General features: G+C 60.4%; 15 protein-coding genes and 1 tRNA gene. 6 read left to right on the plus strand and 10 right to left on the minus strand.

What is annotated here, in order from left to right; genetic code table 11:
- Positions 1-153 precede the first annotated feature (153 nt).
- From HL671_RS08645 to HL671_RS08665, 5 genes are read left to right on the plus strand one after another with little or no spacing between them, the layout of a single operon-like run.
- The gene (locus tag HL671_RS08645) at positions 154-3,741 is read left to right on the plus strand and encodes a helicase-related protein (protein ID WP_172236129.1); all 3,588 of its coding nucleotides are present in this window, start codon (positions 154-156) and stop codon (positions 3,739-3,741) included.
- Complete coding sequence (locus tag HL671_RS08650) at positions 3,738-5,144, plus strand: AAA family ATPase (RefSeq protein ID WP_172236130.1); 1,407 nt, start codon at positions 3,738-3,740, stop codon at positions 5,142-5,144. The genes HL671_RS08645 and HL671_RS08650 overlap by 4 nt, the downstream gene beginning before the upstream one ends.
- Positions 5,141-5,758 carry a retron system putative HNH endonuclease gene (locus HL671_RS08655; protein ID WP_172236131.1) on the plus strand — a complete coding sequence of 206 codons (618 nt, stop codon included), beginning with the start codon at positions 5,141-5,143 and terminating at the stop codon, positions 5,756-5,758. The genes HL671_RS08650 and HL671_RS08655 overlap by 4 nt, the downstream gene beginning before the upstream one ends.
- Positions 5,755-8,649, plus strand: a complete 2,895-nt coding sequence (locus tag HL671_RS08660) for a DUF1156 domain-containing protein (RefSeq protein WP_172236132.1) — start codon at positions 5,755-5,757, stop codon at positions 8,647-8,649. The genes HL671_RS08655 and HL671_RS08660 overlap by 4 nt, the downstream gene beginning before the upstream one ends.
- Before the next feature lie 3 nt (positions 8,650-8,652).
- Positions 8,653-11,979: a Swt1 family HEPN domain-containing protein gene (locus HL671_RS08665; protein ID WP_172236133.1), complete on the plus strand. Its 3,327-nt coding sequence runs from the start codon at positions 8,653-8,655 to the stop codon at positions 11,977-11,979.
- A gap of 1,267 nt (positions 11,980-13,246) precedes the next feature.
- Here HL671_RS08665 and HL671_RS08670 read toward each other — a convergent pair.
- The 8 genes from HL671_RS08670 to HL671_RS08705 all read right to left on the minus strand — a co-directional run bounded on the left by HL671_RS08670 (position 13,247) and on the right by HL671_RS08705 (position 19,413).
- Positions 13,247-13,570 (minus strand): helix-turn-helix domain-containing protein, encoded by a 324-nt coding sequence (locus tag HL671_RS08670; protein ID WP_172236134.1) that lies wholly within the window; start codon positions 13,568-13,570, stop codon positions 13,247-13,249.
- A gap of 102 nt (positions 13,571-13,672) precedes the next feature.
- Positions 13,673-14,761, minus strand: coding sequence for an AAA family ATPase (locus HL671_RS08675; RefSeq protein WP_172236135.1), 1,089 nt, complete (start codon positions 14,759-14,761; stop codon positions 13,673-13,675).
- A complete protein-coding gene (locus HL671_RS08680) occupies positions 14,758-14,994 on the minus strand; it encodes a hypothetical protein (RefSeq protein WP_172236136.1) in 237 nt (78 codons plus the stop codon). Before HL671_RS08680 ends, HL671_RS08675 begins: the two co-directional genes overlap by 4 nt.
- Positions 14,994-15,299, minus strand: coding sequence for a hypothetical protein (locus HL671_RS08685; protein ID WP_172236137.1), 306 nt, complete (start codon positions 15,297-15,299; stop codon positions 14,994-14,996). The genes HL671_RS08680 and HL671_RS08685 overlap by 1 nt, the downstream gene beginning before the upstream one ends.
- A gap of 88 nt (positions 15,300-15,387) precedes the next feature.
- Positions 15,388-15,615 (minus strand): helix-turn-helix domain-containing protein, encoded by a 228-nt coding sequence (locus HL671_RS08690; RefSeq protein ID WP_246579748.1) that lies wholly within the window; start codon positions 15,613-15,615, stop codon positions 15,388-15,390.
- A gap of 336 nt (positions 15,616-15,951) precedes the next feature.
- A complete protein-coding gene (locus HL671_RS08695) occupies positions 15,952-16,686 on the minus strand; it encodes a hypothetical protein (protein WP_172236138.1) in 735 nt (244 codons plus the stop codon).
- A 425-nt stretch (positions 16,687-17,111) separates the two neighbouring features.
- Positions 17,112-17,837 carry a hypothetical protein gene (locus tag HL671_RS08700; protein WP_172236139.1) on the minus strand — a complete coding sequence of 242 codons (726 nt, stop codon included), beginning with the start codon at positions 17,835-17,837 and terminating at the stop codon, positions 17,112-17,114.
- Between the two features lie 187 nt (positions 17,838-18,024).
- Positions 18,025-19,413: a tyrosine-type recombinase/integrase gene (locus HL671_RS08705; protein WP_172236140.1), complete on the minus strand. Its 1,389-nt coding sequence runs from the start codon at positions 19,411-19,413 to the stop codon at positions 18,025-18,027.
- Between the two features lie 128 nt (positions 19,414-19,541).
- On the opposite strand from HL671_RS08705, the gene HL671_RS08710 reads away from it, so the two are divergent.
- A tRNA-Glu gene (locus HL671_RS08710) sits at positions 19,542-19,604 on the plus strand.
- A 14-nt stretch (positions 19,605-19,618) separates the two neighbouring features.
- Here the strand turns inward: HL671_RS08710 and HL671_RS08715 are convergent.
- The gene (locus HL671_RS08715; RefSeq protein ID WP_172236141.1) at positions 19,619-20,743 is read right to left on the minus strand and encodes a tyrosine-type recombinase/integrase; all 1,125 of its coding nucleotides are present in this window, start codon (positions 20,741-20,743) and stop codon (positions 19,619-19,621) included.
- On the minus strand, positions 20,725-20,982 hold the full coding sequence (locus HL671_RS08720; protein WP_246579821.1) for a helix-turn-helix transcriptional regulator: 258 nt from the start codon (positions 20,980-20,982) through the stop codon (positions 20,725-20,727). The genes HL671_RS08715 and HL671_RS08720 overlap by 19 nt, the downstream gene beginning before the upstream one ends.
- Positions 20,983-21,510: the final 528 nt, after the last annotated feature.

Genomic DNA, 21,510 nt, shown 5'->3' on the forward strand with positions numbered 1-21,510 from the left:
AGACCATAGCCGAACTTCGAAGAGTGGAATTTGCGACGACAATGGCGACAAAGAACGTCAGGCTGTATGTCGGAAGGAAACAGGTTTGATTCTGTGAGAGCGCTAATGCAGGTGGGGCAAGCGACCGCGTTTGACCGAACGGAGGAGCGCTGAATGAGCCTCCTCGAAGACCTTAAACCCGGCGCGTCGATCCGCGGTGTTTTACCCAACGGTATAGTGACGGTGGTGAACGTCCAGTGGTTCGGATCGGACGCGATCGAGCTGACCTACAAGGACGCGGAGGGCAAGGTCGGCAACGAGTTGCTCTACCGGGACCGCGAAAGCGATCTTGAAATTGTCGAGGAAGGGCGGCCCTGGAGCTTCGACGGGGACGGAGCGCTGTTCCGGCTGGTGTCCGAGGCTCAGCGCATCCACCTCGCTCATCTGTTCGACCCGGTGCTGGCGGTTCACACTTCGGTGGTCGAGCCCCTGCCGCACCAGATCACGGCCGTTTACGAGAGTATGTTGCCTCGTCAGCCCTTGCGCTTCCTGCTTGCTGACGATCCGGGCGCCGGCAAGACGATCATGGCCGGGCTCCTCATCAAGGAGCTGATCGCCCGTGGCGACTTGCAACGCTGTCTCGTCGTCTGCCCGGGGAGTCTGGCTGAGCAGTGGCAGGACGAGCTTTATCGCCGCTTCAACTTGCCGTTCGACATTCTGACCAACGACAAGCTGGAGGCGGCGCGCACGGGTAACTGGTTTCTTGAGACCAACCTTGCTATTGCGCGGCTCGACAAGCTCGCCCGTAACGAGGACGTCCAGCTCAAGCTGCAGGCACCCGATTGCCGCTGGGACCTCGTCGTGGTCGATGAGGCGCACAAGCTCTCGGCGACCTTCTTCGGCGGCGAGGTCAAGTACACCAAGCGCTATCGGCTGGGGCAGCTCCTCTCGCAGCTCACGCGCCACTTCCTGCTGATGACGGCGACGCCGCACAACGGCAAGGAGGAGGACTTCCAGCTCTTCATGGCGCTCCTCGACGGCGACCGCTTCGAGGGCAAGTTCCGCGACGGGGTGCATGTAGCCGACGTCTCAGACCTGATGCGGCGCATGGTGAAGGAGAATCTGCTGAAATTCGACGCGACGCCGCTCTTCCCCGAGCGCGTCGCCTACACCGTACCCTATAGGCTCTCGGACGCCGAGGCTGCGCTTTACAAGGCCGTTACCGACTACGTGCGCGAAGAGTTCAATCGCGCCGAGGCGCTGGAGAACGACAAGCGCGCCGGAACGGTCGGCTTCGCGCTGACCATCCTTCAGCGCCGTCTCGCCTCGTCCCCGGAGGCCATCTATCAGTCGCTGCGGCGCAGGCGAGAACGGCTCGAAAGCCGGCTGCGGGAGTTGGAGGTTCTGCACCGCGGTGGCCAGGTCGGCGGCGTGTTCGACACCCGGACGCCTTTGCTCGATCGCGAAGAGGTGGAGGATCTAGACGACGCGCCCGACGCCGAACTGGAAGAGACCGAGGAGCAGGTTGTCGACCAGGCCACGGCGGCGCGCTCGATAGAGGAGCTGCGCATCGAGATAGAGACGCTGAAGCGCCTCGAAGCGCTCGCGCTGTCGATCCGGCGGAGCGGCGAAGACAAGAAGTGGCGCGAGCTGGCGACCCTGCTCGGCGAAATCTTCACCCCTGCTTCGATCAGCAACCACCTCGCAGAAGAAGCCGGTCCCTACGATGCGGGTGTGCCAGAGCCGCCGAAGCCGACGCCCTCGCCGCATCAGAAGCTGGTCATCTTCACCGAGCATCGCGACACGCTGAACTACCTGCAATCGAGGATCGGGACACTGCTCGGACGTGCTCAGGCGGTCGTCGCCATCCACGGCGGCATGGGCCGAGAGGAGCGCATGAATGCGCAGGAAGCCTTCCGGCACGATCCCGAAGTCCAGGTGCTGCTGGCGACCGACGCCGCTGGCGAAGGCATCAATCTCCAGCGCGCCCATCTGATGGTGAACTACGATCTGCCCTGGAATCCGAACCGGTTGGAGCAGCGCTTTGGGCGCATTCATCGTATCGGCCAGACCGAGGTCTGCCATCTCTGGAATCTGGTGGCGGAAGAGACCCGCGAGGGCGATGTCTATCACAAACTGTTGGACAAGCTGGCGCAGGCGCGCAGCGCGCTCGGCGGCCAGGTCTTCGACGTGCTCGGCAAAGTGCAGTTCGAAGGCCGCTCGCTCCGCGAACTGCTAATAGACGCGATCCGCTACGGCGATGAGCCAGAGGTCCGGGCGCGGCTGACGAAGGTGGTCGAGAACGCTTTCGACAAGAACTCCTTGCGGGAGTTGCTCGAAGACCGCGCGCTGGCACACGATTCCATGGACGCCTCGCGCGTTTACCATATTCGTGAGGAAATGGAGCGGGCCGAGGCGCGCCGGCTCCAGCCGCACTATGTCGAGTCCTTCTTCCTCGAAGCCTTCAAGCGTCTGGGTGGTGCCGTTCGGCAGCGTGAGCCCAGACGTTACGAGATCACTCATGTCCCGGCACCGGTGCGCAATCGCGATCGCTTGATCGGCTTCGGTGAACCGGTGATGCCGCGCTATGAGCGCATCGCCTTTGAGAAGGCGCTGGTGGCGCCGCAGGGACAGCCTCTGGCGGCGTTCGTCTGTCCGGGCCATCCGCTGTTGAATGCCGTCATCGACATAAGCCTGGAACGCTACCGCGACCTGTTGCGGCGGGGCGCCGTGCTCGTCGACGAGCGCGATCAAGGCACAAGCCCGCGCGTGCTGTTTTTCCTCGAACACGCGATCCAGGACGCGAGCCTCACTAAGTCCGGTGAACGCCGCGTCGTCTCTAAGCGATTGCTGTTCGTGGAGATCGACTCCAAGGGCACAGCGCGGCATCTCAACTATGCGCCCTATCTCGACTATCGCCCGCTCGCCGAGGGCGAGCCGACGGCAGAGCTGATCCTCGCGCGCGCCGAGGCCTCATGGATTGGACGCGACCTCGAAAGCAAGGCACAGGCGCACGCCATTGCCCAAGTGGTGCCGGAGCACTTGGCCGAGGTCCGCGACCGCAAACTCGCGCTGCTCGACAAGACCGAGGCGGCAGTCAAGGACCGCTTGACCAAAGAGATCAATTACTGGGACTTCCGGGCCGAGCAGCTCAAGGAACAGGAACGCTCCGGCAAGGCCAATGCGCGGCTGAACTCGGGTGAGGCGCGAAAGCGGGCGGACGAGCTACAGGCTCGCCTGCAAAAGCGCACGGAAGAAATCAAACGCGAGCGCCAGTTGGCGCCGCTGCCGCCAGTGGTGCTCGGCGGCCTGCTGGTGGCGCCTATCGGGTTGATCTGTGCGATGGGCGGGCAACCGCAGACGTCGGTCCATGTCGTGGTTGATACCCAAGCTGTGGCCGCGCGGGCCCGGGAGATCGTGATGGAGATCGAGCGCGGTCTCGGCTTCGTCCCGACTGATCGGGAGTTCGAGAAGCTCGGCTACGACATCGAGAGCGCCATCCCCGGCACGGGCCGCCTGCGCTTCATCGAAGTGAAGGGCCGCGTCATGGGAGCGGACACCGTTACCGTGACGAAGAACGAGATCCTTTATTCGCTCAACAAACCTGATGACTTCATCCTGGCTATGGTTGCGTTCGGCGCAGACGGGGCGCACGAGGTCTACTATTTGCGGAGACCGTTCGGCCAAGAGCCGGATTTCGGAGTAACGAGCGTCAACTATGAATTCTCAGAATTGCTAAGGCGTGCGGAGATGCCTCGATGAAACTTTCACGAGTCGAAATCACGCACTTCCGTTGCTTCGAGTCGCTGCCGATCGCTCTGCAACCGGACGTCAATATCATCGTGGGAGCGAATGGGGCCGGCAAGAGCAGCGTCCTCGACGCGATCGCTATCGCTCTCTATGAGATCGTTGCGGCGAACGGCGCCGGCGGTCAACGCCAGCGGACGCAGCAAAATGCTACCCTCAAGCCGACCGACATCTATATCGACCGGAATGCTGCGGATCCATCTGTTGGCAGGAAACCCTTTGTGCAAGTTCGCGCACAAGCGACGGACTTCTATGCCGTCGGCGAGTTTGCGGCGCGAACACTCATCCCAGACGATTCCGCACCGATATTGGAATGGTCTCAACACATCGTTTTCACTCCACCCAATAATTTCAGCTATGCATCCAGCGCTTCGGAGCAACTGTCTCAGTTGGCCAGATATTTCCGCGCCGTGTGGCAGGAAATAAATACGAGCGGTCCGCAAGCGCTCATCCCTCTTCCAGCAGTTGCATATTACCGCGCGCGCCGTCGCATCAACGGAATGCCGGAACTCAGCGGAATTTTCAAAGGTGCGCAAGGAAGAGTCGAGGCGTATGTCAACGCGATGGATGCGGGCGAGAGTTTCGCCTCGATGTGTCAATGGCTTTATCTGCGTGAAAATGAGGAGCTGCGAGCGCGCGCAAGCAATAAAGCCGCGAAGGCAGCTGAGCTTCCTGATCTCCACGCTGTCCGAGAGGTGTTGAAGAAATCGATCGCCGGCGTGGAGCGCGTCTATTTCGACGGCAACCCGCCGCGCTTGATGGTCGATCTCGGGTCGCAGGATGGCGAGCATCAAGTCATGGAGCTGGGCCAGCTCAGCGATGGCTATCGCAATCTTCTGGCATTATTCCTCGATTTTGCGCGCCGGCTCGTGCAAGCCAATCCGACTTGGCCAAACCCGCTTGAGGCGCCCGGTATTCTCCTCATCGACGAGATCGAATTGCACTTGCATCCCCGATGGCAGCAGACCGTCATTCCCAGCCTCAGGTCCGCCTTTCCCAACACGCAGCTCATCATCACCACGCACAGTCCCGCTGTGCTGACGACGGTGCGCCGAGAACATATTCACCTCCTCACCTCGGAGCACGAGTTCGAAAGCCTGCCGGACGATGTCGGCACATACGGCGCCGAAAACTCGAGGGTTCTCGCTGAAGTGTTCGGAACGCACGCGCGGCCACCGAGTGTCGATACTACCCAGAAATTGCAGCGCTATCTGCGTTTGGTCGAAGAGCGCAAGCAAGACGGCGACGAGGCTCGCGCCTTGCGAGCGGAATTGGAAGATGCGCTCGGGAAGAGCGATCCTGATCTACGTCGCGCCGACCTGCGAGTTCGGCAGATTGAGGCGCTGGGAAAAAGATGAAGACGATCATCCGTTCTGCCGAGCCAGCTTGCCTTGCCGGCCAGCCTCATGGCCAAGACTGGTACACGTTCATGCGGACCCAGTGTCATGGCGATTTGCGCCAAAACCTGCGGCAGGAGCAGAAAGGTCTCTGTTGCTACTGCGAATCGGAGGTCGAAGATGGGGACGGGCATGTCGAACATATGGAACCGCGCAGTCGCAATCAGGCTCGGACTTACGACTATTCGAACCTCGCGATCTCCTGCAACGGGGGGCACACCGAGCACTGCGGCCATTACAAGGACAATAAGTCGGGTCGCTCCTGGGACGCAGGGCGCTTTCTGCCGCCTCATGACCCGGAAACTGTGGAGATGTTTGAGTATCTCCTAGATGGAAGCGTTCAGGCCAACGCCAAAGATCCGAGAAAAGCTTCCTATCTTATAGAATATTTAGGCCTGGATTGCTCCCGGCTTACCGATCGTAGACGCGCGCACGCGCGGAATTTGATCGATACTCTGGGCGATCAGCCCGATCAGGCTTTAGTCGATTGGCTGCGGCAAGAATATCTTCAGGCAGACGGGAATAACCGGCTGAAACAATTCTACTCTCTTTCGAAGCAGATGCTCGAACCATGACGCGCACCAGACGAAAGCTTATTGAAGTTGCGTTGCCTCTGGATGCAATCAACGCCGCGTCTGCGCGCGAGAAATCCATTCGGCACGGACATCCGAGCACGCTGCATCTGTGGTGGGCGCGGCGTCCGCTGGCGGCGGCGCGCGCCGTGATCTTCGCGCAGATGGTGGACGATCCTTCCTCCTTCCCCGATCTGTTTCCTACCGAGAGGTCGCAGGAAAAAGAGCGCGCACGCTTGTTTCGTATCATTGAGGACTTGGTGAAGTGGGAAAACACCACCAACGAGGCGGTGCTACAAAAAGCGCGGGACGAAATCTGGCAGAGCTGGCGGCGTGCTTGCGCTGACAATGTCGGTGAGTCGCGTGCCCGCGAGTTGTTCGACCGGCATAGGCTTCCCGCCTTTCACGATCCGTTCGCTGGGGGCGGTGCTCTACCGTTAGAGGCGCAGCGGTTGGGGTTGGAATCCTACGCTAGCGACCTCAATCCGGTTGCGGTTCTGATTAACAAGGCGATGATTGAGATCCCGCCCAGATTCGCCGGAAAGCTGCCTGTCAATCCGGTGGCGAGAGCTGAGGTCGCGCGGGGTGGTCGCTGGAATAGTGTCGGTGTTGAAGGACTCGCCGACGATGTGCGCTACTATGGGCAGTGGATGCGCGACCACGCTGAGAAAAGCATCGGGCGCCTGTATCCGAGATTCAAGGTCACCTCGGAGGTAGCGGGGGCGCGACCGGACCTGCAGCCTTTAGTTGGCCAGAGCCTGACCGTGGTCGCTTGGCTCTGGGCGCGTACGGTGAAAAGTCCAAACCCAGCGTTTGCGAACGTGGACGTGCCGCTGGTGTCGACCTTCATGCTCTCTACCAAGGCAGGCAAGGAAGCTCATGTCGAGCCAGTGATAGAGAGGGACGCCTATCGGTTTGTCGTGAAAGTCGGCAAACCGAAAGATGCAGCGGTAGCAAAGACCGGAACAAAGCTGTCTCGTGGAGCCAATTTTCGTTGCCTAATGTCAGGGGCGCCAATAGCGCCTGACTATATTTATGCTGAGGCCAACGCAGGTCGAATGGGTGCACGTCTGATGGCCATCGTCGCGGAAAGCGAACGCGGTCGCGTCTACTTGCCCCCGACTGAAGAACATGAGATCGCCCCTTCGGAGGCTAAGCCGGAGTGGAAACCCGACGTGGCGATGCCGGCGAACCCACGGTGGTTTTCTCCACCGCTCTACGGCTTAACTACATTCGGCGACCTCTTCACCGATCGCCAATTGGTTGCGCTGACAACCTTTTCCGATCTTGTGCGTCAAGCCCAGGAGCAAGTTTTTCGCGACGCGCTCGTTTCAGGTCTCTCAAATGACGACAAGCCTCTGGATGAAGGCGGTGTCGGCGCAAAGGCTTACTCAGAGGCAGTTGGCCTCTATCTTGCGTTTTGTGTCGATAAAATGACCGACACCAACACGGCTCTTTGTAGTTGGCAGGTAGATCCGCCGCGACTCCGTGCAACCTTCGGAAGGCAAGCACTCCCTATGGTCTGGGACTACGCGGAAGCGAACATTTTCGGAGATGCAGCCGGCGATTTTGGGAGATGCGTTAGCTCGTTGACAGAGGTCCTTGAAAAGGGACTGGCGACAAATGGGGTTGGGTGTGCTTCTCAAGCTGACGCTCAGAACCAGGGCATCAGCTTAGATAGGGTAATATCTACCGACCCTCCCTACTATGACAACATAGGGTACGCTGACCTTTCCGATTTCTTTTATGTTTGGCTGCGTCATTCCATACGGCAGTCGTTTCCTCGATTGTTTGCGACGCTCGCCGTGCCAAAAGCTGAGGAGTTGGTTGCGACACCCTATCGGCATGGGGGGAAAGAGAAGGCCGAAAGTTTCTTCCTTGGCGGCATGACGCAAGCAATGCATCGTCTCGCAGAACAGGCTCATCCGGCCTTCCCTGTCACAATCTACTATGCATTCAAGCAATCAGAAACACAGAGCGACCAAGGTACAGCAAGCACGGGATGGGAAACTTTTCTCGATGCGGTTATTCGTGCCGGCTTCGGTATTAGTGGTACTTGGCCGATGCGCTCCGAGCTCGCTACGCGCAACATCGGTCGCGATACAAATGCTCTCGCTTCTAGCATTATTCTTGTATGCCGTCCCCGCTCCAGGGACGCGGTCGCTGCGACCCGGCGGGAATTCGTCAGTGCGTTGAGGGCGGAACTACCTTCAGCATTGCGTGATCTTCAGGCCGGAAACATCGCACCGGTAGATCTCGCGCAGGCTGCGATTGGTCCTGGTATGGCCGTTTATACGCGCTACGGCAGTGTACTCGATGCTGAAGGCAACCAGGTGTCTGTGCGCGATGCACTCGCGTTGATCAACGAGACGCTCGACGAAGCACTAGCCGAACAGGAAGGTGATTTTGACGCCGACAGCCGTTGGGCGTTGGCTTGGTTCGAGCAAGTCGGTTTCAACGACGGTGAATACGGCGTCGCGGAGACGCTCAGCAAGGCCAAAAACACGTCCGTGGCACGTCTGTCCAGTGCCGGTATTCTCGATTCCAGAAGAGGCAAGGTGAGGTTGCTGAGGCCAGAGGAACTTCCGATGAATTGGGATCCGGCTACGGACCCACGCCTGACCTCTTGGGAAGTGGTGCATCACCTCATTCGTGTGCTCGGCGGCGGTGAAAGCGCAGCGGCTGGGCTGGTCGCCAAGCTCGGCGCTCGTGCAGAGCCGGCACGGGAACTTGCCTACCGCCTTTACACGATCTGCGAGCGTAAAAAGCGTGCCGCCGAGGCGCTCGCCTATAACGGCCTGGTCCAGAGCTGGCCCGAGATCGTCCGTCTTGCCCAAGAGGGAAACAGGGCGGCGGGAGCCGAGCCGGACCTTTTTGCTGCAGGGGAGCGGTAATCCATGGCTATGACCAATCAGGAGCGCGTTGGCAAGGCTATGGACCTGCTGCGTGCGGGCCTCGCACCCTTCGTTGAGCGGGAAGCGCAGTCGGCCGTGAAGGCCGGAACGGTGCGCATGGACGCGATCCGTCGCTTCGCCGAAGACCCGATGCTGGGCACAAAGCCAATCGCGCAGTGGGACACCGCCGGTCTGCTGAAGCTGATGTGGGAAACTTGGAACGATGTATTCAAGCGCACGCTGGGCTTTGCCGAGCGTAGCTTGGTGAGCGAGCTGCGAGACGTGCGCAACAAGTGGGCGCACCAGAATCCCTTCTCCAGCGACGACGCTGACCGGGCGCTCGATTCGATGGGACGCTTGCTCACGGCCGTCTCGGCGCCCCAGGCCGACGATGTCGCGAAGATGAAGATGGAGTTGCGCCGGCTTATCTTCGACGAGCAGGTACGCGGAGAGAAGCGCAAGGCCGGCGGCTCGCTGATAGAGCCGGCGGCGGCAGGAAACCTGAGACCTTGGCGCGAGGTGGTGACGCCCCATGCCGACGTCGCTAGCGGTCGGTATCAGCAGGCTGAGTTCGCCGCCGACCTGTGGCAGGTTCATCTGGGCGAAGGCAGCGATGAATACCGCAAACCCGCCGAATTTTTCCGCCGCACCTTTCTGACGGAGAGCCTGAAAGGCCTTCTGGTCGGCGGCGTACAGCGCTTGTCCGGTCAGGGCGGTGATCCGGTCGTGCAGCTCCAGACCAATTTCGGCGGCGGCAAGACTCACTCGATGCTCGCGCTCTACCACCTGTTCGGCGGCGCGTCGCCCGGGGAACTCGCCGGCGTTGACGCAGTGCTTGCTGAGGCCGGCGTCAAGGCGCTGCCCAAAGCTCGGCGCGTCGTGCTGGTTGGCAACAAAATCTCACCTGGCAATCCAGTGACCAAACCCGACGGCACAGTCGTGCGGACGTTGTGGGGCGAACTTGCTTACCAGCTCGGTGGGGCCAGGGCGTTTGCACGCATCGCAAAAGACGATGAGAACGCGACCAGCCCTGGTGATGCGCTGCGCGAACTGTTCGTGGAATACGGTCCCTGCCTCGTTCTCATGGACGAATGGGTGGCCTACGCGCGCCAGCTCCACGACCAGAGCGATCTTCCCGCTGGCGGTTTCGAGACGCAGTTCACTTTCGCACAAGCGCTGACCGAGTCGGCGAAGCTTGCCAAGAACTGTCTCCTGGTCGTCTCCCTGCCAGCATCCGACACGGCAGGTTCGCCGCACACTCAGGCTGATGACGTCGAGGTCGGCGGGATTCGCGGCCGAGAGGCGCTCGACCGTCTTCGCAACGTCGTTGGGCGTGTCGAGTCGTCGTGGCGGCCAGCGACTGCTGAGGAAGGCTTCGAGATCGTCCGTCGCCGGCTGTTCGAGCCGATCTCGGGTGAAATGTTCAAGCAACGTGATCTGACGGCCCGAGCCTTCGGCGATCTCTATCAGGCACAAGCAGCAGAGTTCCCGCCGGAGTGCCATGCCGGCGACTATGAACGGCGGATCCAGGCCGCTTATCCGATCCACCCGGAGATTTTCGACCGGCTCTACACCGACTGGTCGACGCTGGTGAAATTCCAGCGCACGCGCGGCGTGCTGCGCTTGATGGCTGCGGTGATCCATAGCCTCTGGGAGAAGGGCGATCGTAGCCCGCTCATCCTTCCCTCAACGGTCCCGATCGACGATCCCCGCGTGCAGTTCGAGCTGACGCGCTATCTTTCGGACAACTGGGTACCGATCATCGAAAAGGATGTCGACGGCCCCAATTCGCTCCCGCTGCGGATCGATGGCGAGGTGCCGAACCTCGGTAAGCTGTCTGCGACGCGGCGCGTGGCGCGCACGATCTATCTGGGTTCGGCTCCGACAACAGCGGCTGCTCATCGTGGGCTTGAGGATCGGCGCGTCAAGCTTGGCTGCGTGGTGCCGGGTGAGACGCCCGCCGTCTTCGGCGATGCGCTGCGCCGGCTCGCCTCGGTCGCCACCTATCTCTATCAGGACGGGCCGCGCGCTTGGTACGCTACCCAGCCGACAGTGACGAAGCTCGCCGAGGACCGCGCCGAGCAGCTCAAGCGCGACCCGGATAAGGTGGCAGCGGAGCTGGAGGCGCGGCTACGCGCTGACCTCAAGCGCGACGGCGATTTTTCGCGGATCCATCCGATGCCTCGGTCCGGCGCGGACGTACCGGATGATTACGATGCGCGCCTCGTGGTTCTGCCGGCCGAGCACGCCTACACCAAGGAGAGCGGCAATGCTGCCGAGATGGCGGCGAAGGCGATCATGGAGTCGCGCGGGAACGCGCCGCGGCACTATCAGAACACGCTGGTCTTTCTCGCCGCCGACAAAGTGCGGCTACAGGATCTAGACGAAGCGCTGCGCAAATATCTGGCTTGGTCCTCGATCGTCGCTGAAGTGAAAGAGCTTAACCTTGATGAGCACCAAAGGCGACAAGCCGAAACCCAGAAGCAGGCTGCCGATAGCGCGGTGATGGCGCGTCTGCCTGAAACCTATCAATGGATCCTCGTACCGGAGCAATCCAGCCCGCAGGCGTCGGTGGTCTGGCAGGCTTCCCGGCTCACCGGCAGCGACGCATTGGCGGTTCGGGCAAGCAAGAAGCTGCGAAGCGACGAGCTGTTGGTTGCGAGCCTCGGTTCGACGATCCTACGTAAGCATCTCGACGGCGTTCCATTGTGGCGCGGGGACCACGTCGCCGTGAAGCAGCTGATCGATGATTTCGCGCGCTACCTCTATCTGCCTCGTCTTGCTGGCCCCGAGGTTCTGCTGCAAGCCATCCGGGACGGGCTAGCGATGCTGACCTGGCGTGCCGATACGTTCGGCTATGCAGAGAGCTACGATGAGGCGGCCTCTCGTTATCGCGGATTGAACGGTGGCCGCGGCCTCAACATCTCGGCCGACAGTCCTGGTTTACTCGTCAAGCCTGACGTAGCCAGCAAACAGCTGGACGCTGAAACGCCGTCGCCGGCCGGTCCGGGTCGCACTCCCGGCGCGAGCGGTGGAGGAACCGATCCTCGTCCCGGTCCTGGCGGAACAATTCATACACCGCCAGCCGCTCCGCAGCTTCGACGTTTCCATGGATCGGTGCGGGTGGATTCGACTCGCGTTGGGCGTGATGCTAGCCGCATCGCTGACGAGGTGATCGCTCATCTCGCCGGACAGGTGGGGGCGGAGGTCATTGTAACCATCGAGATCGAGGCCAAGCTACCCAACGGAGCGTCGGATCAGCTCGTGCGCACCGTCACTGAGAATAGTCGCACCCTGAAATTCGATAATCAGGGTTTCGAAACGGAGTAGCCGGGAGGTACGAAAAGCGGCGCTGATGCGGCAGCGTGTCGCCAAGAGTGTTCAACGGGAGATATGAGGCGCATCCCTCTGGTCGCCCGCTGCTGATTTATTTTGGCCGGGACGCGAGCTGCAATCAGTACAATCTAATGTCCGCGAGCGGCGGTCCGGCTAAAGCGAAAAATAAGCGACCAAGGTCATAAATTGCTCCTCGTGGACACCAGCGGTCCATCGAGTGGTAGACATTGCCACGCCGGCCCTCGATCAACCATTGCGCGCCATCGAGCCCAAATCTCTCGTCATCGGTAGCGTCGAGCGACCAAAAATTGGAGATTGTCAGGGCTCGCTGGAGTTTTTCCCAGTCATCAGACGAGAGCGTCGCCGTGATTGCCGGCTCCTTTTGATATAGGCGTGAGCGACCCAGCACGCGGGAGCGCAGTTCGACCGTGCTGCCGCAACACGCAATATGGACAAAAGCGGCTCCATTGAAGCTACTCCTCCAAAGGAATCGATAGGTCTCGGATTCCGTCTCTTGAAGCCGACAAAGCGGCGGCTCGTCGCCGAGATGGCCAGATTCCGGCCGGCAACAGTTGAGTCCGTGTCGTCTGGTCCCAAGACGTTGCTCCTGGGGCGCCGCTTCAAAGGGGCAGAGGGTCGGAAGTTTCATCGACCAATTTCTTGCCGGAGGTATGGAGGAGGAGATCAGAGGAGTGCGGCGTTGTCGTACCGTCTCGCTGATATAGCGGCCGTGGTTACGCTCGTGCAATGCCGTTACGCCCCAACTGCGATTCGACCGCAATTCTGTGCCTTTGCTAGAGTCCGAAAACTCAGACGGTACTCTGGCTGTCGTCCAAGGTCTTGCGCAGCTCGCGGCGGATTTCGCCGGCTCCGATTTGACGGTCTGGACATGGCGGCCGTTTTGAGAACGGCCCGTTTGAAGATGCCTTGACCGGACCTTAGTGCTTACCGGGGACAATTCCCGCGCCATCCGTCCTTACGGAACGGAACTACCCGGCCAAGGGCACACCGGAAAGATAATCCACGCGGACAACATGATCAAGGCGGTGGAGAGCGTCGCCGCCATCGCGGATGGAGAGATTGTCAGGAGCGTAGCGGCTACTCGTTGCTCCTGGCCGCTTCTTGATCCGACTGCAGACACCGGTTTGACCTCGGCGATTGTCTTAGGACCCAGACCTGATTGCCGATCTATCGCTCCCTGGAGGGAAGCTTCCATTGGTTACGCTGCCGCCGTGCGAGTGTGGTTACATGGCTCAAAAGGTTACGCTGCGCTCTCCGACCCACTCCGACGCCACTCCGCGGGCGCAGCGTTCACCAGGGCAAAGCGGCGAGCATGGACAATTTGGGCTTGGTCGGTGTTGAGCAGGTCGGTCTCGAGCTTATAAACGCGGGCGGCCTGACCTCTCTCTACAGAGTCCAAAAATTCCGGGTACCGCTTCATCCAGTTGTGAACGGTGGCGCGGGCGATGCCCATCGCGCCGGCCGCGGCGGTGAGGGAAAGGCCCTGAGACATGAAGCGATACACGACGTTCCCGATTTCCGGGGTGTAACTGGTCGGCCGGCCGCGCCGCGCGCTATCGGTCATCACCGGCTCCCTGTCGCGAATAGCCGCGAACGAAGGACACGTTACGTTCGGTTACGGCCCTATGGAGAAAACGAACCGAACGTAACGCGCCGTACCGCAGCGTCAGGCATGATCCACGCGCCACCGGCCGCCGCTTTCCCGAACGAGCTGCTTATCGCGCAATGCCTTTCGCAGGTCCAGCAAATCGGCCCTGCGCCGTTCGCCTAATCCCGCCTGCCGTGCCTGCTCATTCCATTGCTCGAGGGTGAGGCCTTGATCGCCGGCGTCGTACAGGATGCGGTAGAAGGTCTGCTGATTGGGCGTCAGTCGAACCGAATCTGAACCGCCGGACCCCGTTTCGACCGCGTCCTGGCTTACGATGTTGACCGTCACGGGGTCGCCGTCCTCGTCAACGCCAAGCTCGATGGTTTCTGATCGGAAGGAGAGCAGAGGGCCCTCCGGCCGATCGTTTGCTTTGGTTACGGTCGCGGTCTTCACCTGTTCGCCCGATATCTCCACCATGACGTCCACGTCACCATAGCTGGCATTGGAGCCGCGCATGCCCCGCGCTTCGTCCTTGCCGGTGTGACCGACAATCGCGACATGGACCCCCGTGGCATTCTTGATGCGGGCAAGGTTGGCAAAGCAGACGCCCTGATCCTTGGCGGAATTTTCGTCGCCACCGCCGGCTGCAATGGCTTTGGCGAAGGTGTCGATCACGATCATGCCGACCCGGTGCGGCTCGATACGCTCGTTGACGTCCTTGATGATGGCGATCACCTTGCCCACCGTGCGGACATCCATAAGGTTCATGGTTTCAGGCACGACGGCCACCGGCGGATCGCTCTCGGCTGGCGGCCAGCCGGCCCGAAGCCTGCGGCGGACGAGATCCACCCGCTCGAGCGCAAAGTAGACAACGCCACAGGTGGCCTTGCTGCGATTGCCGCGCCAATCCTTCCCGCCGGCCACCGCAAGGCAGAGGTCCGCCATGAGGGCCGATTTGAGCGAGCCGGGCTTGCCGACCCACGCGGTCGTCTCTCCCTTTGCAATAATCCCCTTCAGGATCCAGCTTTTCCGCAGAGTGTGGGGGCCAAACTCCGACATCAATTCGTAGCGAAATCCAGCCCGGCTCCGCTCCTTTTGCTGGTCACGACGCAGCGCAATCCGATCGAGAGCGGCATTGTCGAGGCCATCGACTTCAAGGATGTTCATGCGGGCACCTCTTTGTTGAGGTGTTCCGCCATGATCTGCTCTGCCCTTTGCGGCCCAAAATGCTGAATGATCTGGTCGTAGGCTGCTTTGGCCTGCAGGATTTCGACTGCGTCACTCCGGGTAATGAGGCCCAGCCTCACATTTGTGCACGCCTCGTGAGCCTGCTTCTCGAACAAGTCGAGCGCCGCCCGGGTGACGACCCACTGGATATAATCGCCAATCGGGGTCTGCATTACGCCGCCTCCGCTTCGAAGGCGGCGGCGATGATGCTCTGGATTTCATCGCGCCCATATTCGGAATAGAGGCCATTGTAGAGCGCGGCCTCATGCAGCGTGTCAACGCCATCTTGCTTGGTGATCAGGCGGCTGCGCACCAATCTAGCGACGTAATCCGTCGCGCCGACAAACTCGTTGTACTTCGCGTTCGCCACGCCCAGAACGATGTCGACCTGGAGCGGATTCCATTGCGCGGGATCGCTAAAGATGTAGGGACGGTCGATCGGGTTGTAGGTCCCGATTAGATATTCCAAAGGAAGCATTTGAATTTCCTGGCCCGCGTCCGATTGGCATCGGTGCGGGCTTCTCTTCGGGAGAAGCCCGCCACGGGTGATGCTGTTGGAGGAAGGGCTAGGACGAAGCGGCAGGCAGCGAGCGCAGCCATTCCTCGGCATCGGCGCGGAGAATCACGGATTTCGCGCCAATCTTTCGCATCACGAGGCGACCGGCTTTGATCTCGGCGTAGGCCTTCGTCCGGCCGATGCAGGCCCAACGGCAAAAATGATCGAGGCTCATCGCGCCGACATCCCAGCCAGGCATGGCTTGCTGCGTCAGGTCGGCTTTCAACTGTGGGCTCATTCAGCACGTCTCCGTTCAGGGGTACGCGCCCGATGGGGCGCGGCTGCCTCGGAGCTTGTGCGAACGGCGCACTCTTAGGCGGGACGGTTTTTAGGGCGGGGGGACGATTAATGCGTCCCGTTTCTAGCCCTCAGGATTGCGCCGCGCGTCTGTGATGGCCTTGGCAAGTACACCAGCACTACCCGAGCCTCCGGCCCAACAAACGCAGCATTCATCTCGAACGCCTGCCGGCGGCTAGGCGGATCGGCACGCTGCCTTAATTTCGTTGACAGGCGACGAAATCGGGGCCGGCAGGCTCTCGGGCGAGTCACAGGATCCACTCTCTGCGCGGCGAGCCTATGCCCTGGGCGCAAGTGGCACGACCGATCCATCGTCGAGTACCTCACGGCGCTCATCTATGCGGCGTGCAGGATCTTCGCGAGGCTTCTCATAAATCACGCGGAATGCGGCGCCTACTTCCTCCTTCAGCCGCTGGGCTAGCTCCAGACCGCGCGTATGAAAATCAGGCCAGTTCAGAATTATCTTTGGACGAACAAGGTAGTCGCTGATCGGGTCGTCGCGATTGACCAACGTGCCTTCGGTCCAGTGCGCATTCTGGAACTCGGCGATCCACTTGCCGAACGCGTCAGACAACGTGTCGGACATAGGGTGGATGCCGCATCGGTAGCCTGCATCACAACAACGACCGCCAACCCCACGGGCGTCATCTCCATTCCAATTCAACCACAGTAGCGGCCCGATCCCGAGATCAGCCATAACGGTGAGGATTGGACGTGCTGTCTGCTCTTCCGCCAAGAGCGGCACCGTCGCCCGTTTCTCCAGCGTTTTCAGATATGCGTCGTAGTAGGTGAAGTCCACGGGACTGTCATCAAAGATGTGCAGCTCGAATTCATGCATTTTCCATGCGGTTTGAATGCTTTCTTTTGAGGGATTCTCCGCCAGGAATCGGCTCGCTTCACAAGTGCCGCGCCTCTCCGCACGTCTTAGATCCTCGGGATCGATCGGCTTTCCAGGTTTTACCGGTGGTAGCTGGCTCAAAGCGTCGAGCAGTTGCCGCTCGAGTTCGTCCATTGTCATTTCCGGCCGACTAGGCGCGGCCACTTTCTGATCGTTGCGGCCGCCACGCGATGGGCGGCGAGACTTTGCTGACATTCTCAGACCTCGATTGGGCACACCTCGCCTGCGGGCGCAGGACGATCCTGAGTGTGCGAGCCATCGGGGTGAGGTCAGGTCATAGTCATTGCGTACTGCGGGAACCAGCACCGGTCAATCGAATGGTCGACCGGTCTTCCGATTCAAAGGTGACGCCGGTTGCCATTTTCGTTGGATTGGCCGGGTGGACTCCCCGAAGGTGTCCGTTTTGCGCAGCGGGGCCACCCGGCGAGCCTCTAGACGATCCATTCGCAGGTGCGCGCCGGATTGGGCGCGGCCCGGTGGGGAGCATGTGCGAACGCGAGCACTCTTAGGCGGCGCAGTTTTCGAGACGTCGGGACGATCTATGCGTCCCGTTTCTCGACGCCGGGATGTTTGCGCCGCGCGGCTGTGATGGCCTTAGCAAGTCCACCAAGACTATGGTTATGTCGAGACCCCGACGGGAGAAGCTTCTGCAGAGCATCCACGAACAGCACGAATGGCGACGTCTTCAGGGATTTGTCGCTACCCTTGCTGACTTTGAACGGAAGTCGGTTGCTGCTTGCGATCTCGTTGAGGCGCCTCACCCAAGCATTCCAGCTCTCGCCTTCACGAAACGGCGGCGCAAGACCTCTCTCCGGGTAACCGCAGAACAGGCCGGTAGGCTCGTCGCTGGCCGTCGTCAGTTCGGTCTGATCCGGCACCGCTGGACTTGCCAGCGCCCGTGAACAGGCTGAGCTTAGCGAGAAAAGTAATTCACCAAGGACATGGAATAGCTGCTCGTGCGGATCGAGCGAGAGGCGAGGCGTAACCAGGTGCTCCTTGACCAGCAGTTGAGCAACAAACCCGGCGTTACCGCCACATGCCGAAAGAGCGCCTCGCAGATTGTTCGATGCATCCCTTATCGATGAAATCAGATTGGCAGCATCCCTCTCCGGTGAAGCGTTTCGTTCAAAAATTTCCCAGTACAGAAGTTCATTGGTCGCCTCGACGATGCTCTGGCGTACTTCGAGCGACAATGGATAGCCGTATGCGGCTTCAACGTGCTCCCAGTCCTTGTCGGTAATGGATACCTCTGCAGTTCTGCCCATTGCCCTCGAGGAGGGCAGCATACGAACACTTCGCGCCATACTTTGCCTGCCTGCCGCGATGGATACCGAGTGGATCGCATGCGGCGGTGAAGTCTTAAGCCGCCGATCTAACCTTCGGCAGCTCGGTGGATGAAGGTACAAGGGAGCTTCAGGGACTCCGGCTTGATTTATACGACGGGCGCCCAGGTCATCGCCCGCGTCCGGCGATCGTAACCACATTTCCGCCCTGCTGCGGTACCAGCGGAACGACAGCCGCTCGAGCGAGGGCTTCCAAAGCCGTGGCGATGTATTTCGCGTAATGGCGCTCGATCATCGTCACGGACGTATTGTGGAGTTTTGCAACCTGCTGGATGGGCAAGCCGTTTCGCAGGCCGCGGACGATGCTGGTGTGCCGAAGGCTATAGGGAATGACCTCGGGCAGACCAGCGCGCTGACGGATGGCGCGCCAAGGTCGCGTCAGTTCCGCGGTCTTCCAAGGACCGCGCTCTGACCTCTTCCAGGTGATGCTGTGAGGCTCCTGCTCGTAGCTCCAGCGCTCGAACAGGGGGGCCTCCTTCGGACGGCCTACGATCGCCGGCAGCAGGACCTCGATCACGTCGTCGCCCACCGGAATCGGAACAGAGCCACCGTTACCGCCGCGTCCCTTATAGGAGCCTGGCATCATCAAGCGCCGCTCCTTGAGCTGGGCATTGCTGACGCGCATCCGCCGCACCTGCGCGAACCGTGCGCCGGTAGCAGCGAGGCAGACCACGAGCCGGTAGAGGTCACCCTCGCTCTCCTGCTCGGCGTCGATTTCTGCCGCTGCGCGAAGCAGGTTGCCGACCTGGGCGTCGGTGAGGATCTGGTTGTCCCGCGCGGTGGAAGCGTCGTCATCATCATCGATGCGCTCGGCCTTGAAACCGTCTTTGACGATCGCGAGGAAGGTCGGGTTGAGTTTCTTTTGCTCGGCGGAAAGCCGCGGCCAAGCAGCATTCAACGCAGCCTTGAGGTCGTTCGTGAGGCGCTGCTTCGTCGTGGCTTTCAGTTCTTCGGGCAGTTCGTCGCGCCACGTCAAAAGGTCATCCTCCTTCAACGCATGCAGCTCGACAGCGGCAAGAGGGGCCGCCGGAATGGCCTCCTGATTGCCCCGCTTCTCCTGGCCGAGAACATAGCGCCGCAGCCGATGCCCGGCGTCGGATCGAACCTCGCGGCCAGACCTGCGGCTATCGCGCGCATTGCGCTCGTTGATGTAGGCTTCGACCGCCGTCAAGACGGTCGGCGCCGGACCGGCGGCTTGCGCTGCAGCTACCGTTCTGGATCGCGCGACGTAGTCCCGTGCTTCCTTTGTCGCCTGGTCGAAAGTCAGTGTCCCTTCGGCCGGCTTGTCGTTGATGTCATTGGCGATGCCGATCGGCGCTTGCCTGTAATCGGCTCCGTCATAGTGATTGCGCCAGCGCACCAGCCACACACCGCTGCGCTTGCCCTTGCGATAGCCAAGGTGAGCCTCGGTATCGAGCCGGCGCCAATGCACGCCGAGGCCCAACCTCGATCGCGCCTTCGCGGTCGTGATCTGCGCCTCTGTGAGTGTATTCGCCATCGGTATCCGCCCCAAAAGTCGTCAAATATCCGTCAAATATACATGGGCGTATGGCAGGGAACAATGGCGGACGAAAATTATATAAGCTATTGATATTATTGAATTTTGGCGAACGGCCGCGAACGGGCGGATAAAAAAATCCCAGCCCTCTCAAGGCTGAAACAGGGGTTCGATTCCCCTAGGGAGCGCCATTTTCCAAGCTAAACTATTGATCTCCAAGGCTTCGTNTTTTCCAAGCTAAACTATTGATCTCCAAGGCTTCGTCGGTGGAGTTTGCCACTTCGCCGATTGGCGGTTTGCCACTCTGATTTTCGGACTGACGCTGGATTGCCTGTCTCGCCAACCGCTCTTGGTCCGCCGCGCGCGTGTAGCGCTCGACTTCTGCTAGCGTCTTGTGCCCGGTAATCGCTGCGATCTCGCTTGCGGAGCACCCGGCCTCGGCCAGCCGCCGCGCGGCAGCTTTTCGAAGCCCATGGGCTTTGCAGCGCTGGGGGAGACCTGCCTCCCGGATCGCGGCCGAAATCATTTGGCCGAAGCCCTTCACCGAGAACCGCTCGCCATAAGCCGTGGCCAGGATTGTAGAGTGGCTACGGTTCGCAGTCGAAAGGACGCGATCCAGCGCCTCATGGATCGGAATGGTGAGCTTTGCGGCGGTCTTTTGCTGTGCAACGCGGATCGCACCTCCTGAAAGGTCTGCCCACGTCATCCTATAAACGTCTGACCCGCGCTGACCCGTGTAGAGTAGCAACGCAAACGTCAGACGCTCCCGTGTGCCTTCCGGCCAGTGGCGCTCGAAAACCGCTATCTCGCTTTCATCCCAGGTATGAATTTCTTTCGATTTGTATCCCCGCACACCGGAAGTTGGATCTCGATCTGTCCAACCCAGTGCTATGGCGTAGCGGATCAGGGTTCGGATCCGTTTCAGCAAGACGATTCCTGCTCCGGGCCTGTTGGCCATCTTGCCGATGACGATGTCGACGTGCTCTCGCGTCATTTGATCGACGCGCCGATGACCATGCTCTTCGAGGAAGCCGTCGATCACTCGCCGATAGTTGGTTCGGCTAGACGTCGATAGCGACCGATACTGAGGTGAGCCGTAGTAAAGGATCGCCAGTGCGGCGAAGCTCTTTGGCGGAGCCGTCCGCCGCAGTTCTGCGGGTTGCTGGCGCTCGCTCAGGAGCGTCGCGTAGGCGTCCATAAATTCGCTGCAACCAGGCAAGCCGGGAAGAGGCGTGCGCTTCCCAGATCGGCGGAAGTAGTAGCGCATGCGGCCCTGACGATCACGAAATGCGTGAACATACTTCAACCGGATCACACCACGTCCGCCCATGTATCTGATCCTTCGCTCTCTCCTTCATGAGGAAGAGCCTTGAACGCCGCGCGCAGCTCATCAACATCCCAAACAAAGCGCCGGTCAATTCGTCGTGGGCGCGGCATCCGAGCTTCTTTGACAAGTGCGCGGAACTTGCTTGCTGAGACACCGATCGCCGCAGCCGCCTCGATCTCGCCAAGGCCAAATACAACTGGCAAAAGTGGCAATATGTCGATTCGCGAGGACGCGCGCTTCATGATTTCTATCGAGGGACTGCTCAGAGATCGGAGGATTAAGCTTCCATCAATCTGGCAAATCCATCTTCTGAACTGAAGTACCAAGTTGCTTAATCGCAAAATCGACGAGCTTTGAGTAGATCCGGCCAAGTATGAGAGGGGAGGGCGATCCGCAGTCAATTCAGGCGCGGGAGCTTGGTTGATCTTCAATCTTCCACCGCCCGGTTGAGTAGTCAGGCTCGAGATCTGTGTTGACCTTGCTGATCATGCCCCAAAAGTTACGGTCATAGTAGACGGGAGGAACGGCTTCCAGAGTCGAGACGAAGAGCTGTACGCCATAGCGGGAAAAAAGCTCATTTTCTGCAAGATGATTTGCAGGACCGGGTTCGTTTACAACCTCACAAGCAGCCTCGAGAAAAAGGCGAACCGCTTTGGCGCGCCAACCGATCCTGTCTGTTGGCCGATCCCAGTACTCTGATACGACGTAGGTGGTGTCACGTGCCTTTACGCCTAGGTTCTGTACTCATAAATGGATTCCGTTAGCTGACG

The sequence above is a fragment of the Bradyrhizobium denitrificans genome, from assembly GCF_013179005.1.
Lineage (GTDB): Bacteria > Pseudomonadota > Alphaproteobacteria > Rhizobiales > Xanthobacteraceae > Bradyrhizobium > Bradyrhizobium denitrificans.

Coding starts and splice junctions, on each gene's coding strand:
- HL671_RS08645 (WP_172236129.1), top strand. CDS start 154: ATGAGCCTCCTCGAAGACCTTAAACCCGGCGCGTCGATCCGCGGTGTT.
- HL671_RS08650 (WP_172236130.1), top strand. CDS start 3,738: ATGAAACTTTCACGAGTCGAAATCACGCACTTCCGTTGCTTCGAGTCG.
- HL671_RS08655 (WP_172236131.1), top strand. CDS start 5,141: ATGAAGACGATCATCCGTTCTGCCGAGCCAGCTTGCCTTGCCGGCCAG.
- HL671_RS08660 (WP_172236132.1), top strand. CDS start 5,755: ATGACGCGCACCAGACGAAAGCTTATTGAAGTTGCGTTGCCTCTGGAT.
- HL671_RS08665 (WP_172236133.1), top strand. CDS start 8,653: ATGGCTATGACCAATCAGGAGCGCGTTGGCAAGGCTATGGACCTGCTG.
- HL671_RS08670 (WP_172236134.1), bottom strand. CDS start 13,570: ATGACCGATAGCGCGCGGCGCGGCCGGCCGACCAGTTACACCCCGGAA.
- HL671_RS08675 (WP_172236135.1), bottom strand. CDS start 14,761: ATGAACATCCTTGAAGTCGATGGCCTCGACAATGCCGCTCTCGATCGG.
- HL671_RS08680 (WP_172236136.1), bottom strand. CDS start 14,994: ATGCAGACCCCGATTGGCGATTATATCCAGTGGGTCGTCACCCGGGCG.
- HL671_RS08685 (WP_172236137.1), bottom strand. CDS start 15,299: ATGCTTCCTTTGGAATATCTAATCGGGACCTACAACCCGATCGACCGT.
- HL671_RS08690 (WP_246579748.1), bottom strand. CDS start 15,615: ATGAGCCCACAGTTGAAAGCCGACCTGACGCAGCAAGCCATGCCTGGC.
- HL671_RS08695 (WP_172236138.1), bottom strand. CDS start 16,686: ATGGACGAACTCGAGCGGCAACTGCTCGACGCTTTGAGCCAGCTACCA.
- HL671_RS08700 (WP_172236139.1), bottom strand. CDS start 17,837: ATGGGCAGAACTGCAGAGGTATCCATTACCGACAAGGACTGGGAGCAC.
- HL671_RS08705 (WP_172236140.1), bottom strand. CDS start 19,413: ATGGCGAATACACTCACAGAGGCGCAGATCACGACCGCGAAGGCGCGA.
- HL671_RS08720 (WP_246579821.1), bottom strand. CDS start 20,982: ATGAAGCGCGCGTCCTCGCGAATCGACATATTGCCACTTTTGCCAGTT.